Raw genomic sequence first — 17,329 nt, forward strand, 5'->3', positions numbered from 1 at the left:
TTCAGGCCAGTCCGAGGGCGTCGGCGACCGCGACGACGTCGAAGTCGACCTTGGTGGGGGTGACGTCGGAACCATCGGCGTTGCGCAGCGCCCACTGGGGGTCCTTGAGCCCGTGGCCGGTGACCGTGATGACGATCTTCTTCCCCGTGGGCACGTTGCCGGCGGCGTGGTGCTTGATCAGGCCGGCGACGCCTGCCGCCGAGGCGGGTTCGACGAAAACGCCCTCGCGGGAGGACAGCCAGCGGTGCGCGCCGAGGATCTCCTCATCGGTGACGGCGTCGATCAGGCCACCGGATTCGTCCCGTGCCGCCTCGGCCTGCTCCCAGGAGGCGGGGTTGCCGATGCGGATGGCGGTGGCGATGGTATCCGGTTCGGTGATCGGGTGTCCTGCGACGATCGGCGCCGAGCCGGCGGCCTGGAACCCCCACATGATCGGCCGCTTCGTGGAGACGGCCGGCAACGTTCCCGCGGTCTCGGAGTCGTAGGGCTCGGAGTATTCCTTGTAGCCCTTCCAGTACGCGGTGATGTTTCCGGCGTTGCCCACGGGCAGGAGGTGGTAGTCCGGGGCGTCGCCCAGGAAGTCCACGACCTCGAAGGCACCGGTCTTCTGGCCCTCGATGCGGGCTGGGTTCACCGAGTTGACCAGGAAGACCGGGTAGTTCTCGCTCAGCTTGCGGGCGACGTCCAGGCAGTTGTCGAAGTTGCCGTTGACCTGCAGCAGTTCGGCGCCGTGGGCGATGGCCTGGGAGAGCTTGCCCATCGCGATCTTGCCGTCGGGTACCAGCACCGCGCACTTGAGCCCGGCCTGGGTGGCGTAGGCGGCGGCCGAGGCCGAGGTGTTGCCGGTGGAGGCGCAGACGACGGCCTCGGCACCGGCGGCGACGGCTGCGGTGATGGCCATGGTCATCCCGCGGTCCTTGAACGAGCCGGTGGGGTTCATCCCCTCGACCTTGAGGTACACCTCGGATCCGGTGAGTTCGGACAGCGCCGGGGCGAAGACCAACGGCGTGCCGCCCTCCCCCAGCGTGATGACCCGGGTGGAGTCGTTGACGGGCAGGCGGGATGCGTATTCGCGGATGACTCCGCGCCACTGGTGGGCCACTTAGTTTCCTTCGACTCTCAGTACTGATGTAACGGCGGTGACGACCTTCAGCGCCTCGATGTCCGCCACGGTGGCGGCCAGTGCCGCCTCGCTGCCCTGGTGGGTCACGAAGCGCAGGGTTGCCGATCCGGGGTCGTCCCCGTCCACGGGTTCGGGGATCTGGCGCATGGATTCAATGGAGACACCGCGATCGGTGAAGATCGTGGCGATCTTGGCCAGCACCCCCGTCTTGTCGTTGACGCGCAACCCGATGCTGTAGCTGGTCGACACCGCCTCGATGGGCAGCGCCTTCACGGTGCCGGTGGTGGATTCGGTGCGGCCGGGCCCGCCAAGCACCACGCGGCGGGCGGCGGAGACCACATCGCCGACGACCGCCGAGGCGGTGGGCTTTCCGCCGGCCCCCTGGCCGTAGAACATCAGCTCCCCGGCGTTGTCGGCCTCCACGAACACCGCGTTGAACGCACCGTGCACGGCGGCCAACGGGTGGACGCGCGGGATCAGGGTGGGGTGCACGCGGACGCCCACGCCCTCGGAGCCGTTGCCGTCGCCGAGGCGTTCGGCGATGGCCAGCAGCTTGATGACCATGCCCTGCTCGCGGGCCGCGGCGACGTCGTCGGCGGTGACCGCCGTGATGCCCTCGCAGTGCACATCGTCCAGGTCGAAGGGGGCGTGGAAGGACAGGGTCGCCAGGATGGCCGCCTTCGCCGCGGCGTCGTGGCCCTCGATGTCAGCCGTCGGGTCGGCCTCGGCGTATCCGAGCTCCTGGGCCCGGGCCAGCGCATCGTCGAACTGCGCGCCGGTGGTGTCCATGGCGTCGAGGATGTAGTTGGTGGTGCCGTTGACGATGCCCATGACCTTGGTGATCCGGTCCCCGGCCAGCGAGTCGCGGATGGGCCGCAGGATCGGGATGGCCCCGGCGACGGCCGCCTCGTAGGAGAGCTGCACGCCGGCTTCCCCGGCGCGGGCCGAGAGCCCGGGCAGGTCCTTGGCCAGCAGTGCCTTGTTCCCGGTGACCACCGTGGCGCCGCCGTCGATGGCCCGGCGGATCAGCGTCGCCGCCGGCTCCAGCCCGCCCATGAGCTCGATGACGATGTCGGCATCGTCGATGAGCGCCTCGGCGTCGGTGGTGAACAGCGCGGCGGGCAACTCGACGTCGCGCGGTGCAGCCGTATTGCGCACCGCGATGCCGGCGAGTTCGAGTTCGGCGCCCACCCGCGTGGTGAGTTCACCGGCGTCGTCCAGCAGGATCCGTGCCACCTGGGAACCGACATTGCCGCAGCCGAGCAGGGCCACCCTGAGTTTCTTCACGTGTTATCTACGCTCCCATGTCACGGGCCAACAAATCGTCTTCGGTTTCCCTGCGGATGATGGTGCGGGCCACTCCGCCGCGAACGGCGACGACTGCGGGCCGGGCCAGGTAGTTGTAGTTGCTGGCCAACGCCCAGCAGTAGGCCCCGGTCCCGGGGACCGCGAGCAGGTCGCCCGCCGCCACATCGTCCGGCAGGTAAACGTCCCGCACGACTATGTCACCACTTTCGCAGTGCTTTCCAACCACGCGGGACATAATCGGTTCACCATCCGTCACACGCGAGGCCAGCACGGCGGTGTAGTCCGCGTCGTAGAGGACCGGGCGGGCGTTGTCGCTCATCCCGCCGTCGACGGAGACGTAGCGCCGCGGCAGCGTGCCCCCGTCGGCGTCGACGGCGTCGACGGCCACCGTCTTGCGCACGCCCACCTCGTAGAGGGTGAACGTGCTGGGACCGGCGATGGCCCGGCCGGGTTCAATCGAGATCCGCGGCACCTGAAGCGACAGCGCCGCCGCTTCTTCCCGCACGACGGCGGCCATCGCCTGGGCGAGTTCGGCCGGCTCCCGGGGGGTGTCGGCCTCGGTGTAGGCGATGCCGTACCCGCCGCCCAGATCCAGCTCCGGCAACTGCACGCCGTGGGTGTCGCGGACCGCCGCAAGGAACCCGAGCATCTTGCGGGCGGCGACCTCGAAGCCCTCGGCCTCGAAGATCTGCGATCCGATGTGCGCGTGGACGCCCAGCAGGTGGATGGCCGGGGAGACCAGCGCGAAGGCGACGGCCTGCGCCGCCGGTGAGGCCCCGGCGTCGTCCGCGGCCATGGACAGGCCGAACTTCTGGTCCTCGTGGGCGGTGGCGATGAATTCGTGGGTGCTGGCGTGCACGCCCGGGGTCAACCGCAGCATCACGTTCGCCGTGGTGCCCAGGCGCCCGGCGATCGCCGCGACGCGTTCGAGTTCGTCCAGGCTGTCCACCACGATCCGGCCCAGGCCCATGCCCAGGGCTGTCTCGATCTCGGCGGATGACTTGTTGTTCCCGTGCAGGGACAGGTTCCCGGCCGGGACGCCGGCGCGGCGGGCCACAGCGAGTTCGCCGCCGGAGCAGGTGTCCAGCCGCAGCCCCTCCTCGGTCACCCAGCGGGCGACCTCGGTGCACAGAAACGCCTTGCCGGCATAGTAGACGTCCACCCCGCCGCAGAGGTCGGCGAAGGCCGCGTTGAACGCGTCGCGGAAGCCGGCCGCGCGGGCACGGAAGTCGTCCTCGTCCAGCACGAACAGCGGCGTGCCGTGTTCGCGGGCCAACTCGGAGACGCGCAGACCCTGGACGGCCAGCTCGCCGTCGTCGGTGCGCGCGACGCCAGCGGCCCACTGGACACCGCGCAGCGCGTTGGCGTCGGCCGGGAAGGACAGCCAGTCGGGGGCCAATGCCGAGGCGCCCACGGCTACATCTTCTCCGGTGCCGAGACGCCGAGCAGGTCCAGCCCGTTGGCGATGACCTGGGTGGTGGCGTCGTTGAGCCACAGGCGGGTGCGGTGGATCGGTTCCACCGCCTCGTCGTTGACGGGGGTGACACGGCAGGCGGCATACCAGCGGTGGTAGGCGCCGGCGATCTGCTCGATGTGGCGGGCCACGCGGTGCGGTTCGCGGAAGGAGGCTGCCTGGGCGACGACGGAGGGGAACTGGCCGAGCATGGCCAGCAGGTCGTTCTCCGTCGGGTCGGTCAGCAGGGAGGCATCGAAGTCGGTGCGCTCCACGCCCTTCGCCACGGCGTTGCGGGCCGCGGCACAGGAGCGTGCGTGGGCGTACTGGACGTAGAACACCGGGTTGTCGTTGGTGTTCTTCTTCAGCAGTTCCGGATCCAGTGCCATGGGCGAATCCGCCGGGTAGCGGCCCAGCGAATAGCGCAGCGCGTCGGCGCCGAGCCAGTTGATCAGATCGCGCAGTTCGATGATGTTGCCGGCCCGCTTGGAGAGCTTGGCCCCGTTGACGGAGATCAGCTGGCCGATCAGGACCTCGATGTTCTTCGCCGGATCGTCGCCCGCGCAGGCGGCGATGGCCCGCAGGCGCGAGACGTAGCCGTGGTGGTCGGCGCCGAGCAGGTAGATCTTCTCGGCGAAGCCCCGGTCCTTCTTGGAGAGGTAGTACGCGGCGTCGGCGGCGAAGTAGGTGGGTTCGCCGTTAGCGCGGATCAGCACGCGGTCCTTGTCGTCGCCGAAGTCGGTGGTGCGCAGCCATTGCGCCCCGTCCTTCTCGAAGACGTGCCCCTGCTCGCGTAGGCGGGCGACGGCGTCCTCGACGGCTCCGGTGGAGTGCAGCTGGGTTTCGGAGAAGAAGACGTCGAAGGTGACCCCGAAGTCGGTCAGGGTCGCCTGGATGTCCGCCAGCTGGGCCGTGTAGGCCAGTTCGCGGACCACCGGCAGGGCCGCCTCCTCGGTCAGCTCGCGGATCCCCGGGTGCTGCGCGGCAACCTGGTGGGCCAGCTCGGCAATGTATTCGCCCGGGTAGCCGCCCTCGGGCACCGGCAGCGAGTGCAGGCGGTTGTAGACCGACTGGGCGAACACGTTCATCTGGTTGCCGGCGTCGTTGATGTAGTACTCGCGGGTGACCTCGGCGCCGCTGGCCTTGAGCACGCGGGCGATCGAGTCGCCCAGGGCCGCCCAGCGGGTGTGGCCGATGTGCAGCGGACCGGTGGGGTTGGCGGAGACGAACTCCATGTTCACCACGTGGCCGGCGAGCGCCTCGTTGGAGCCGTAGGCCGCCCCCGCCTGGACGATGGCCTTCGCCAGTTCGCCCGCTGCGGCGGCGTCCACGGTGATGTTCAGGAAGCCGGGTCCGGCGATGTCCACGGCGGTGACGCCGGGGATCTGGACCAGGCGGGTCTGCAGCACGGTGGCGAACTCGCGCGGGTTCATGCCGGCCTTCTTGCCCAGCTGCAGGGCGATGTTCGTGGCCCAGTCGCCGTGCTCGCGGCTCTTGGGCCGCTCCACCCGCACCTCGTCGGGGACGTCGACGGTGAAGTCACCGGCGGCGACGGCGTCGCGCAGGCAGGCGGAAATGGCGAGGGAGAGTTCTTCAGGAGTCACCCCCCAAGGATACCGGCCACCGCCCCCGCTCCCCGACTCGGTGAACCGGCGACCCGCGACGCACCCCCTCCCGCGGGGCGGCCACAACTGGTAGATTCCGCATCAAGTGCTTCACAAGGACAGGGGGACCATGGACGGGGAACGGAACGCCAGGCGGGTGCCGCGGCCATCGGCGGTGTTCCTGCTGGTCTTCCTCGGTTCCCTGCTGGTGGTCTTCGGGGCGGCGACCCTTCCGGCGATGACCCACCACAGCCCGCAAGGGCTGGTGCTGGAGGCGCCGGACATCGGGCCGCCGCCGGCTGCAGCGGAATCCCCGACGCCCCCCGATGAGGTCGTGGATCCGCAACACCGCCCGGATGACACGGCCATCGGCAGGATCGGGCAGACGATTGCCGCGGTGCTCTTCGCCGTCGTCGTGCTCTTCGTGGTCGGGATGGTGATCTCGCTGCGGCGCCGCGAACGCGCCGCCGATCCCCCGCAGGCCTCCGCCGTCGAGGACATCCCCGCCGAGGCCCGGCTGCGCTCCGAGGTCGCCGCGACCCTCACCCGCGCCCGGACCTCGCTTCAGGATGCCACCGGCGCACAGATCCGTTCACGCATCATCGCCTCCTGGGCCGAGCTCGAACGCCTGTCGGCCGCCCGGGGGCTCACCCGCGACCGGGCCCTGACCCCGACCGAGCAGGCGGGTGCCATGCTGGCGGCCTTCGGCGTCACGGCAGCCCCGCTGGCGCGGCTGCTCGCCCTGTATGAACGTGTCAGGTACGACGTCGGTGTGCCGGGCTGGGAGCCCGACGCCGGGCAGGTGCGCCAGGCCTCCGAGGACTTCGCACGCCTCGCCTCCGACGTCGGTGCCGCCGGCAGGGCCCACGTGGGGAACCGGGCATGAGCCGCCGCGGACGCAGGGCAGCCTGGATCGGCCCCGGGTCCTTTGGCCTGGTCGCGCTGGCCTTCTGCCTCTACACCCGCATCGATCCCGGCCACACCGCGTTGTTCACCGCCCTGGGCATCTGCCTGGGCTACCTGTTCACCCTATTTCCCCTGCTGACCTTCTCCGGCCGGGCGATGCTGGCACCGGGACGGCCCGCCAACGGCAACGAGGCGTTCCGCACCACGGCGTTCGCCCTGCTGGCGCGGCGCATCCACCGCCACTCCCCCGCGGCCCGGGCGCTGGAACATGCGGTGGCCGTCGCCGTCCGCACCGCAGGAGACGCGGCGTCCGTCGGCCGCGCCACCGAGGTGGTGCAGCGTGAACTGGCGGCCGGCCACGACCTCACCGCCCGGCAGGCGACGGCAGCCGCCCACGAGATCCGGGCCTTCCTCACGGCAGCCACGCACACCTCCACCGTCCCCTCGAAAGGAACACCATGACCGAGACCCCCGCCGGTTCCACAGCCCGCACCTCCAGCGCCGACCACGAAACGGTCGAGGCGGTCGCCGCTGCGGGCGCCGCGGTGCTGGAGGGCGTCGGGGCCGCCGTGGTGGGGACCCGGGAGCCGCTGCGCCTGGCCCTGGCCGCCGTCCTGGCCGGGGGCCACGTGCTGTTCGAGGACATGCCCGGGCTCGGCAAGACCCTGGTGGCCCGGTCCCTGGCCCAGACGCTCGGGCTCGGTTTCCGGCGGCTGCAGTGCACCCCGGACCTGCTGCCCTCCGACGTCACCGGGTCCTCGATCTTCGATCCGGTGGAACGCAGCTTTGAGTTCCAGCCCGGCCCGGTGTTCACCGGCCTGCTGCTGGCCGACGAAATCAACCGCACCTCACCCAAGACGCAGTCGGCACTGTTGGAGGCCATGGCGGAGGGGCAGGTCTCCGTGGAGGGATCCACGCGCATCCTGCCGGTGCCCTTCCACGTCTTCGCGACGTCCAACCCCGTGGAGTTCGAGGGCACCTACCCCCTGCCGGAGGCGCAGCTGGACCGGTTCCTGGTCAGGTTGTCCCTGGGATACCCCACCGCCGAGGCCGAATCCGACATCGTGTCACGCCGGCTGCTCCGCGGGCTGGTGGAACCCGTCCTGGACCCCGTGCTGGATCCTGCCGGACTGCGCCGGCTGCAGGAATCGCTGGCGGGGATCCCCGTCTCCCCCGACATCGTCGCCTACGCCGTCCGGCTCGCCGCCGCCAGCCGTGACCTCGACGAGGTGCAGGTCGGGGCGTCCCCGCGTGGTTCCCAGGCGCTGGTGCTGCTCGCCCGGGCGGTGGCAGCGCTCGATGGCCGGGCCTACGTGGTGCCCGAGGACGTCAAGACGGTGGCGGTTCCGGCCCTGGCCCACCGCCTGGTGCTCTCCCCCGCGGCGTGGGCCCGCGGGTCCGACCCCGTGGAGCTGGTCCACCGGCTCACCTCCACGGTCCCCGGGCCGGCCACCGCACCATGAGTGCCCCCGAGCCATCCCAGGCCCGGCTGGTGGACGCGCGCAACCGACCGGCCAGCCCCGGCCCGGCGGCGCGTTCGCCGCAGTGGGGCGTGGCCGTCGTGCTGGCCCTGCTCTTCGCCGTGGGTGCGGCCGTGGCGCGGCGCCCCGATCTTGCGGTGTTCGGGGGGCTGTTCGCGCTGATCGCCGCGTCCACGCCGCGTCGCCTGGGCCAGCGGCACGCCCCCGGCCTGGGGTTCGCCCCGGAAATGGTCCAGGATGCGGTCTCCGGCGGACGGCGGGCCGTCGCGTTCCGGGATCTCGCCGATCCCGGTGCCGGCGATCCCGGTGCCAGCGATCCGGGTGCCGCCGACGAGACGCTGATGGCCGTGCGGGCGCTGGCCCCGGGGGGCCGGGAATCGGCGCTGATCGCCACCGCAGCCGAGACGACCTTGCTGGGGGTCAGGGTGCCGTTGGGTGGCCGGCGCGACCTGCTGGACTACCGGGTGTCGACCTACAGCACCGATCTGGGCCTCTGCCGCGACGAGGCCACCACCGGGGTGCTCACCGCCATGCTCCAACCACAGCCCGCCCCGCTGCGCCGGCTGCCGGTTCCCACTGCCCTGCGTGCGCACGCCGGATCCCACCATGCGCGGCTGCGCGGAGGCGGCACCGAGATCCGGGACATCGGGCCACTGGGTCCCGGCGATGACCGGCGGCACATCGACTGGCGGGCCACCGCCCGCAGCACCGACGCCGCCGGCACGCCGCTGGTGCGCCGGTACCTCGCCCCGGCCGACGCCGGGGTGACCCTGGCCATCGATGCGCGCGTGGACATCCCCTCGAGGATCGCCGCCTGGATCGATCCGAGCCTGGACGCGCTGCGGTTGTCCTCGAGCCTGCAGCTGACCCGCAGTGCCGCCGGGTCGGTGGCCGCCGCGTATGCCTCCCGGGGCGACCGGGTCGGGCTGCTGGATGCCTTTGGATTCGGGGCGCCCCTGCGGCCGGCCGGTGGCCACCGCCAACTCGAGCTGCTGCGCCGCCGGTTGGCGGGGTTGGCCGTGCCCTCCACCAGCATCGAACCCTCCCGCACCCCGGCACCCGCGCCCGGGACGCTGGTCTATTTCTTCTCACCGCTCCTCGAGCCTGATACCGCTGCGGTGCCGGCCCGGTGGGTGCGCTCCGGGCACATCGTCGCCGTCGTGGACACCCTTCCGGCCCCCGATGACACGGGACTTCCCGCGGCGGAGGCGCAGGCCCTGGCCCTGTTGCTGGCCACGCGGGCCGCGGTAGTGGCCGAATTGGCAGGTGAGGGGATCCCGGTGCTGCCGGCCGGCAACCTGCGTGAAGCGGTTGAAGGCTGGAGCCTGCAGCGCGCCCGCTCACGCACGGTGCCCGGTGGTGCCCGGTGAACCGGCTGCTGCGTTCCCTGGCACCGGCACACCGGGAGGCCTCGTTGGAACCACTGGGCGGCGGCACGGTTGCCGCAGCGACGTTGGCGGTGGCCGCAGCAGCCCTGCTGGTGGCCGGCACCCTGCCCGCGGCGATCGCCGCGGCGCTGGGCCAGGGGCTGTTCGAATGGGTCGGTGCCCTGGCCATCGTGGCCGCAGGGGCCGCCCTGGTGCTGCTGTGGCCCCAGCACGTCACCTCGTTGATCGCGGTGCTGCTGCTCGGTGCCGCCTATGTGCGCATCGGCGGCGTGGGGTGGTGGACGCTGCCGCTGTACGTGGTGGCCGCCCACCTCATCCATGTGCTGCTGGGGTTGGCGGCGATGGGTCCGCGCTCGGCCCGCTTCACCCGGGCGGCGTTGCACGCCGCGGCCCGGGCTGCCCTCTGGCCGCAGGTGGGAGCCCAGCTGCTCACCGTCGTCGTGCTCCTGCTGGCCCTGTGGGGGCCCGGGTCCACGGGGGCGTTGGGGGCCGCCGCCGGGATCGTCTCGGCCTGCGTGCTGGCCGGGGGCGCCCTGGTGGCATCGCGGATCGCGGGACGGGACGAGAACCCCGACTGATTGGGGGCAGCGCCGGTTACGTGGGCACGCCGACTTCCTGCTAAGCTCTTTGAGGTTCCCGCCGCAGACACGATCGCGGCACGCCCTCGTAGCTCAGGGGATAGAGCGGCTGCCTCCGGAGCAGCAGGTCGAAGGTTCGAATCCTTTCGAGGGCACTTCTGGGGGGCAATTGAAAGAGGTCCCCGGCATTCATGCCGGGGACCTTTTTCCTGCCCTCCACCTCCCGTGGGCCCGTCCGGCAATTGTCCCCGGATCATGCACAGCAGCGGCCCGCGACCGGAGGATTCCGGTGGCGGGCCGCTGCTGGTGCCCCTGCGGGTCGCTACTGCAGCATGGTGCGGTCGTCGAGTTGGGCTCCCTTGATCTTCTCGAACTCCTTGAGCAGGCCGGGGACCGTCATCTTTGACTTGGCCTCGGCGTCGAGATCGAGGATGATCTCGCCGTCGTGCATCATGACCAGCCGGGTGCCCAGCTTCAGTGCCTGCTCCATGTTGTGGGTGACCATGAGCGTGGTCAGCCGGTGTCGGTTGACGATCTCCTCGGTCAGCCGTGCCACGAGGGCCGCCCGCTGGGGATCCAGCGCCGCGGTGTGCTCGTCCAGCAACAGGATCTTCGGTCCGCTGAAGGTGGCCATCAGCAGCGAGAGCGCCTGGCGTTGGCCGCCGGAGAGCAGGCCGACCTTGGCCTTCAGGCGGTTCTCCAGGCCGAGCTCGAGGGCCGCGAGTTCATGGGCGAACTGCTCGCGCTTGCCCTTGGTCACCCCGAGCCCCAGCCCGCGCCGCTTGCCGCGGTTCAGGGCCAGCGACATGTTCTCCTCGATCGTCATGCTCGGCGCGGTGCCGGCCATCGGATCCTGGAACACACGCCCGACGTACCGGGCCCGGGAGTGGTCGGCGAGCTTGGTGACGTCCTTGCCGGCGATCCTCACGGTTCCGGCATCGGGACGCAGCTTGCCGCCGACCATGTTCAGCACTGTGGACTTGCCGGCGCCGTTGGAGCCGATGACCGTGACGAACTCGCCCTCGGACAAGGTGAGGTTGATGTTGCGCAGCGCCTTGCGCTCGTTGACCGTCCCGGCGAAGAACGTCTTGGACAGGTGGTTGACTTCGAGCATGGCCTAGACCGTCTCCTTCTGCTTTTCGGCGGCCGAGGTGATGGTGCGCATGCGTCGGCCAAATCGGCTGAAGCCCTTCCACTGCGGGAGCACCAAGGCGATGACCACGAGGATGGCGGAGATCAGCTTCATGTCGTTCGGGTCCAGGCCGGCGTCCAGGGCCACCTGGATGAAGACGCGGTAGAGCACCGATCCGAGGATGACGGCCAGCGTGGCCACGAAAATGGTGCGGGTCCCGAAGATCGCCTGGCCGATGATGACCGAGGCCAGGCCGATGAGGATCAGGCCGATGCCCATGCCGACGTCGGCGAATCCCTGGTATTGGGCGATCATCGCCCCGCAGAGCGCGACGAGGCCGTTGGAGATGGCCAGGCCGAGGATCTTCTGGTTGTCCGTGTTGACGCCGAAGCTGCGGATCATCTCCTCGTTGTCCCCGGTGGCCTGCATGGCCAGGCCGACGTCGGTGTGCAGGAACCAGTCGAGCACGAGCTTCAGGACCAGGGCGACGCCGAAGAAGATCAGCACCGAGACGATGCCGCCGGTCAGATGTGCCTGGCGCAGCGGGGAGACCAGCGTGTCCTCGCCCAGCAGGGGGACGTTCGCCTTGCCCATGATGCGCAGATTGATCGAATAGAGGGCGATCATGGTCAGGATGCCGGCGAGCAGCCCGTTGATCTTGCCCTTGGTGTGCAGCAGCCCGGTGACGATGCCGGCGAGGGCTCCGACGAAGAAGGCGAGGATGGTGGCCAGCAGTGCCGGCATGCCGTTGACGATGCTGATGGCGGCCACGGCGGCGCCGCTGGTGAAGCTGCCGTCGACCGTGAGGTCGGGGAAATCGAGAATGCGGAAGGTCAGGTAGACCCCCAGCGCCATGATCGCGTAGATCAGGCCCAGTTCAACCGCAGTGATCATGTGTGGATCCTTGTGTCGTTGGGTGGAGAGGGGCGGTGCCCGGCCGGGTGGCGGCCGGGCACCGCGAAGACGAAACCCCGGGGGGCTACTTCTTGTAGACCTCGGCCGCCTGGTCGATGAGGTCCTGCGGGATCTCCACGCCGACCTTCTTGGCTGCCGCGGTGTTCACGTACAGGTCCACGTCGGTCAGTGTCTCCACGGGCATGTCGGCCGGCTTGTCGCCGTCCTTGAGGATCTTCACTGCCATGTCGGCGGTCTGCTTGCCGAGCTTCTCGTAGTTGATGCCGTAGGTGGCGGTGGCCCCACGCTTGACCGAATCACCGTCGGCCGCAATCACCGGGATCTTCTTGGACTGGGCGGTCTGCAGCAGGCCCTCCAGTGCCGAGACCACGGCGTTGTCGGTCGGGACGTAGAACGCGTCCACGTCCAGCGAGCTGGCTGCCTGCTGGACCTCGGACGACGCGGAAATCGTCGCCTCCTTGATCTCCAGTCCGAGCTCGCCGGCGGCTTCCTTGGCCCACTCGACCTGGGAGGCGGAGTTGACCTCGCCCGAGGAGTAGACGATGCCGACGGTCTTGGCCTCCGGGTCGATCTTCTTGAGCAGCTCGAGCTGTTCCTTCACCGGGTTCTTGTCCGAGGTGCCCGTGACGTTGCCGCCGGGTGCCTCGTTGCTGGCCACCAGCTTGGCGGCCACCGGGTCGGTCACCGCGGAGAACAGCACCGGGATGTCGGTGATCGCCTGGGCGGCGGCCTGGGCCGTCGGCGTGGCCACGGCCAGCACCAGGTCCAGGTTGTCGTTGGCGAACTGGCCCATGATCGCGGTGTTGGTCGAGGCGTCGGCCTGCGGGTTCTGCAGGTCGTACTTAACCTTGTCACCGGAATAGCCCGCGTCTGCCATGCCTTCCTTGAAGCCCTTGACCACGGCATCCAGCGACGGGTGGGTGACATACTGCGAGATGCCGATCTTGACCGGCTTGGACGCATCAGGGGAACTGGCGTCCCCGGAGCCCCCGGATCCGCAGGCGGTGGCGAGCAGGGCGGTGGCCGCGAGAAGCGTGGTCAATTTGCCGGCGCGAGAGATGTTCATGTGTGTTTTCCTTTCATGGGCCGCGGATCCACCGGCGGCCGGCATCGTCATCGATGCCAACCGGGATCCGTCGTCCACAACGAGTGATTCGACAATCTTTTGACGACCTCGTCCCCAAAGACCTCTTGATGATACCTGTGAACCAACTCACATTGTCCATTCGCCCCGGGCCCGGTGGACGCGTTCAGCCCCCTCAGGGGAGCCTTGGAGACAAAACGTGGCCCACGCCACATTTTGTCAACATTTTGTATGCGGCCCGTCGACGCTGGCGATGCCGTCGGGCGCCGACGGTGCGCGGACGCCGAGGGGCGCCCCCGTAGACTGTTTCAACCATGGCTGTAAAGATCTCCTATCCCGAATCCCTCCCGGTCAGCGCCCGCCGCGATGACATCATGGAGGCCATCCGCGAGCACCAGGTGGTGGTGATTGCCGGCGAAACCGGATCCGGCAAGACCACCCAGCTGCCCAAGATGCTCCTGGAGCTGGGCCTGGGTGAGGACGGGATGATCGGCCACACCCAACCACGCCGGCTGGCGGCCCGCACCGTGGCCGAGCGCATCGCCGAGGAAACCGGCTGCGTGCTCGGCGAGGAGATCGGCTACCAGGTCCGTTTCACCGGACACGTCTCGGCCGCCACCCAGGTCAAGGTCATGACCGACGGCATCCTGCTCGCCGAGATCCAGCGCGATAGGATGCTGCGCAAATACAACGCGCTCATCATCGACGAGGCCCACGAGCGCAGCCTGAACATCGACTTCCTGCTCGGCTACCTCAAGCGCATCCTGCCCCAGCGCCCGGAGCTGAAGGTCATCATCACCTCGGCGACCATCGACCCGGAACGTTTCGCCGAGCACTTCGGCACCCCCGCCCCCGAAGGCGCCGGGAGCACGGAAGGCGGGGACACTGCCGTCGTGCCCGCCCCGATCATCGAGGTGTCAGGGCGCACCTTCCCCGTGGAGATCCGCTACCGTCCGCTGAACCCCGCCGAGGGCCGGGAGGACGACGACGCCGAGTATGCCGAGGACGAGGACCGGGACCCGCTCGATGCTGTCTGCGACGCCGTCGACGAGCTGGCCGCCGAGGCGCCCGGGGACATCCTGATCTTCTTCTCCGGCGAGCGCGAGATCCGCGATGCCGCCGAGGCGCTGCGGGCACGGGTGCGCACCAACCGGCGGCTGGCCGGGAGCGAGGTGCTGCCGCTGTTCGCCCGGCTGTCCCTGGAGGAACAGCACAAGGTCTTCCACCCGGGGTCCAACCGGCGCCTGGTGCTGGCCACCAACGTCGCCGAGACGTCGCTGACCGTCCCGGGCATCAAGTACGTGATCGATACCGGCACGGCACGCATCTCCCGGTATTCGCACCGCACCAAGGTCCAGCGCCTGCCGATCGAGCGGGTCTCCCAGGCCAGCGCCAACCAGCGCTCGGGCCGGTGTGGGCGCGTCTCCGACGGCATTGCCATCCGCCTCTACTCCGAGGAGGACTTCGCCTCCCGGCCCGAGTTCACCGACCCGGAGATCCTGCGCACCAACCTGGCGGCGGTGATCCTGCAGATGTCCTCGATGGGCGTGGTGGAATCCCCGCGCGACGTCGCAGGCTTCGACTTCGTCCAGCCGCCGGATGCCAAGGCGGTCAACGACGGCGTGGCGCTGCTGCGCGAGCTCGGTGCCGTGGGCGAGGGGGCCTCGGCCCGGATCACGCCGGTGGGCCGGAAGCTCAGCCAGCTGCCCGTGGACGTGCGCCTGGGGCGGATGATCGTGGAGGCCGGGGAGCGCGGCTGCGCCAAGGAGGTCATGGTCCTGGCCGCTGCCCTGACCATCCGCGACCCGCGCGAACGCCCCTCGGAGGAGACCGGCCAACGGGCCAGGGCCACCGAGCTGCACCGCAGGTTCGACGACGAGAAATCCGACTTCTCCGGGTTCCTGAACCTGTACAGGTATCTGCAGGAACAGCAGAAGGAGCTCTCCTCCTCGGCGTTCCGCCGGCTGTGCAAGAAGGAGTTCATCAACTACCTGCGGGTCCGCGAATGGCAGGACCTCTTCGCCCAGCTGCGCCAGCTCTCCAAGCCGCTGGGCATCACGCTCTCCTCCGGGCCGGTGGACCCGGCGGGGCTGGAGCGCGAGATCCACACCAGCCTGCTCGCCGGGCTGCTCAGCCACATCGGCACCTATGACGAGCGCAAACGAGACTATGCCGGGGCCCGCGGCACCCGGTTCGCGATCTTCCCCGGGTCCTCCCTGTTCAAGAAGAACCCGGAATGGGTGATGGCCGCCGAGCTGGTGGAGACCAGCCGCCTCTGGGCGCGCGTGAACGCCCGCTTCGACCCGTTGTGGGTCGAGGAGGTCGGCAAGCACCTGATGAAGTACTCCTACTCCGAACCACATTGGTCCCGCAAGATGGGCTCGGTCATGGGGTACGAGAAGGCCACCCTCTACGGGGTGACGGTCATCCCGCAACGGCGCATCCAATACGGGCGGGTGGACCCCGAGCTGGCCCGCGAACTGTTCATCCGCCATGCACTGGTGGAGGGTGACTGGAAGACCCACCACAAGTTCTTCCAGCGCAACCGGCGGCTGCTGGCCGACATCGACGAACTCGAGACCCGCATGCGACGCCGTGACCTGGGTGCCACGGACGAGGACCTCTTCGATTTCTACGACCAGCGCGTCGGAGCCGGAGTGGTCTCCGAACGCCACTTCGACAGGTGGTGGAAGAAGGCCAGGGCCGATGACCCCACCCTGTTGGACTTCGACCCGGATGAACTGTTCAACGCCAACGCCGAGGAACTGAACCAGGACGACTTCCCGCGCACGCTGCGCCACGGCGACCTGGAACTGGAGCTGGCCTACGAGTTCAACCCGGCGGCCCGCGCCGGGGAGAACGACGGCGTGACGGTGCGGGTCCCGGTGTTGTTCCTGAACCAGCTGGACCCCGAACGCTTCAAGTGGCTGATTCCGGGGCTGCGCACCGAACTGGTGACGGCGCTGATCAAATCGCTGCCCAAGGCGATCCGGAAGAACTTCGTCCCGGCACCCGACGTCGCCCGGCAGGCGGTTGCCGCCCTGGCCGAGGATTTCGATCCGGCCTCCGATGCCCTGGAGCCGTCGCTGGAGCTGGTGCTGCGCCGGATGCGCGGTGTCGTCATCCCGCCGGGGTCCTGGAACTGGGAGGCGATCCCCCCGCATCTGCTCGCCTCCTTCCAGGTGGTCGATGCCCGCGCCCGCATCCTGGACGAGGCCAAGGACCTGGCCACGCTGCAGCGCACGCTCGCGGCGCAGAACCGTGCGGCACTGGCAGCATCACTGGGCAGCGCGGGGCCCGCCCTGCTCGCAGCGGCCCGAGAGGCCGAACAACGCCACGGCGCCGCCTCACCGTCGGGGGCGGGGTCCGGGACGAAGAAGGGGCCGGGGCAGCGCCCGGGCTCCCCCGCACCGGGTGCGGCGCCCGGCCCAGGGCGGGCACCGGCGTCGTCCTCCTCCAGCCGGGAGCAGACCGGGCTGACCGCCTGGCCCGACGGGCTCGGTGACGGCGATCGGATCGAGCGCCGGGTCAGCACCACTGTCGCAGGGGTCCAGGTCACCGCCTATCCCGGGCTGCTCGACGCGGGCGGGACCGTGTCGCTGACTGTCTTCCGCAACGAGGACGAGCAGCTCACCGCGCACCGGGCCGGGATCATCCGGCTGCTGCTGCTCCAGGTCCCGTCGCCGGCACGGTACGTGCTGGACCACCTGAACAACAAGGAAAAGCTGGTCTTCACGCAGAACCCACACGGGTCGGTGGAGAAGCTGATCGCCGACTGCACGCGCGCCGCCCTGGACCGCCTGGTGCCGGCCGAGCTGCCGTTCGACCGGGCGGGGTACGACGCGTTGTTCGAGCAGGTGCGTGCGGAACTGATCGACACGGTGTTCGCGGTGACGGCGATCGTCGAACGGGTGCTCTCCACGGCCCGGATCGTGGGCAAGCGGGTCTCGAAGGCCTCGTCGCTGGCACTGGTCAACGCCCTGTCCGACATCCGCAGCCAGCTGGAGAACCTGGTCTACCCCGGGTTCGTCGCGGCGACCGGCTACGCGCATCTGGCGCAGCTGCCGCGCTACCTGGACGGCGTCGCGAAGCGGCTGGACAAGCTGGAGGCAGGGAACGTGGCCCGCGACCACCAGTCGATGCTGGCGGTGCAGGCGTTGGAGGACGAGTACGACGCGGCCCTGGCCGCCCTTCCCGCCGGAGTGCGCACCCCGGCCCCGCTGGCCCGGATCAAGTGGATGATCGAGGAGCTGCGCGTGAGCCTGTTCGCCCAGGAGCTCGGAACCGCCTACTCGGTGTCGGAGAAGCGGATCCGCACCGCGCTGCGCGAGGCGACGGCTGCCTGACGAGCGGCCGG

13 protein-coding genes and 1 tRNA gene are annotated in these 17,329 nt (G+C 69.9%); 7 read left to right on the top strand and 7 right to left on the bottom strand.

Going from position 1 to position 17,329, the window contains the following annotated elements; translation table 11 throughout:
* Position 1: 1 nt before the first annotated feature.
* The 4 genes from thrC to argS are packed head-to-tail and all read right to left on the bottom strand — an operon-like array spanning position 2 to position 5,488.
* Complete coding sequence (gene thrC / locus ACN0TP_RS10610) at positions 2 to 1,102, bottom strand: threonine synthase (RefSeq protein ID WP_417218807.1); 1,101 nt, start codon at positions 1,100 to 1,102, stop codon at positions 2 to 4.
* Positions 1,103 to 2,410 (bottom strand): homoserine dehydrogenase, encoded by a 1,308-nt coding sequence (locus ACN0TP_RS10615; RefSeq protein WP_417218808.1) that lies wholly within the window; start codon positions 2,408 to 2,410, stop codon positions 1,103 to 1,105.
* 7 nt (positions 2,411 to 2,417) lie between these two features.
* Positions 2,418 to 3,845 carry a diaminopimelate decarboxylase gene (lysA, locus tag ACN0TP_RS10620; RefSeq protein ID WP_417218809.1) on the bottom strand — a complete coding sequence of 476 codons (1,428 nt, stop codon included), beginning with the start codon at positions 3,843 to 3,845 and terminating at the stop codon, positions 2,418 to 2,420.
* A gap of 2 nt (positions 3,846 to 3,847) precedes the next feature.
* A complete protein-coding gene (gene argS, locus ACN0TP_RS10625) occupies positions 3,848 to 5,488 on the bottom strand; it encodes an arginine--tRNA ligase (protein WP_417218810.1) in 1,641 nt (546 codons plus the stop codon).
* 130 nt (positions 5,489 to 5,618) lie between these two features.
* Between argS and ACN0TP_RS10630 the strand changes: the two genes are divergently transcribed.
* The 6 genes from ACN0TP_RS10630 (at position 5,619) to ACN0TP_RS10655 (ending at position 9,996) form a co-directional block, all read left to right on the top strand.
* A complete protein-coding gene (locus tag ACN0TP_RS10630; protein WP_417218811.1) occupies positions 5,619 to 6,374 on the top strand; it encodes a DUF4129 domain-containing protein in 756 nt (251 codons plus the stop codon).
* Entirely contained in the window at positions 6,371 to 6,856 is a 486-nt protein-coding gene (locus ACN0TP_RS10635; protein ID WP_417218812.1) for a hypothetical protein, read from the top strand. The genes ACN0TP_RS10630 and ACN0TP_RS10635 overlap by 4 nt, the downstream gene beginning before the upstream one ends.
* Positions 6,853 to 7,857 carry an AAA family ATPase gene (locus tag ACN0TP_RS10640; protein WP_417218813.1) on the top strand — a complete coding sequence of 335 codons (1,005 nt, stop codon included), beginning with the start codon at positions 6,853 to 6,855 and terminating at the stop codon, positions 7,855 to 7,857. Before ACN0TP_RS10635 ends, ACN0TP_RS10640 begins: the two co-directional genes overlap by 4 nt.
* On the top strand, positions 7,854 to 9,245 hold the full coding sequence (locus tag ACN0TP_RS10645) for a DUF58 domain-containing protein (RefSeq protein WP_417218814.1): 1,392 nt from the start codon (positions 7,854 to 7,856) through the stop codon (positions 9,243 to 9,245). The genes ACN0TP_RS10640 and ACN0TP_RS10645 overlap by 4 nt, the downstream gene beginning before the upstream one ends.
* Entirely contained in the window at positions 9,242 to 9,841 is a 600-nt protein-coding gene (locus tag ACN0TP_RS10650; RefSeq protein ID WP_417218815.1) for a hypothetical protein, read from the top strand. The genes ACN0TP_RS10645 and ACN0TP_RS10650 overlap by 4 nt, the downstream gene beginning before the upstream one ends.
* An 82-nt stretch (positions 9,842 to 9,923) precedes the next feature.
* Positions 9,924 to 9,996 (top strand) — tRNA-Arg (locus tag ACN0TP_RS10655).
* 167 nt (positions 9,997 to 10,163) lie between these two features.
* On the opposite strand, the gene ACN0TP_RS10660 is transcribed toward ACN0TP_RS10655, so the two are convergent.
* The 3 genes from ACN0TP_RS10660 to ACN0TP_RS10670 all read right to left on the bottom strand — a co-directional run bounded on the left by ACN0TP_RS10660 (position 10,164) and on the right by ACN0TP_RS10670 (position 12,954).
* Positions 10,164 to 10,955, bottom strand: coding sequence for an ABC transporter ATP-binding protein (locus ACN0TP_RS10660; protein WP_417218816.1), 792 nt, complete (start codon positions 10,953 to 10,955; stop codon positions 10,164 to 10,166).
* 3 nt (positions 10,956 to 10,958) lie between these two features.
* Positions 10,959 to 11,867, bottom strand: coding sequence for an ABC transporter permease (locus ACN0TP_RS10665; RefSeq protein ID WP_417218817.1), 909 nt, complete (start codon positions 11,865 to 11,867; stop codon positions 10,959 to 10,961).
* An 85-nt stretch (positions 11,868 to 11,952) separates the two neighbouring features.
* Positions 11,953 to 12,954, bottom strand: coding sequence for an ABC transporter substrate-binding protein (locus tag ACN0TP_RS10670; protein WP_417218818.1), 1,002 nt, complete (start codon positions 12,952 to 12,954; stop codon positions 11,953 to 11,955).
* Between the two features lie 332 nt (positions 12,955 to 13,286).
* Here ACN0TP_RS10670 and hrpA point away from each other — a divergent pair, with 332 nt between their 5' ends.
* On the top strand, positions 13,287 to 17,318 hold the full coding sequence (gene hrpA / locus ACN0TP_RS10675; RefSeq protein ID WP_417218819.1) for an ATP-dependent RNA helicase HrpA: 4,032 nt from the start codon (positions 13,287 to 13,289) through the stop codon (positions 17,316 to 17,318).
* Positions 17,319 to 17,329: the final 11 nt, after the last annotated feature.

The sequence above is a fragment of the Arthrobacter sp. genome (genome assembly GCF_048266065.1).
Taxonomy (GTDB): domain Bacteria; phylum Actinomycetota; class Actinomycetes; order Actinomycetales; family Micrococcaceae; genus Arthrobacter_H.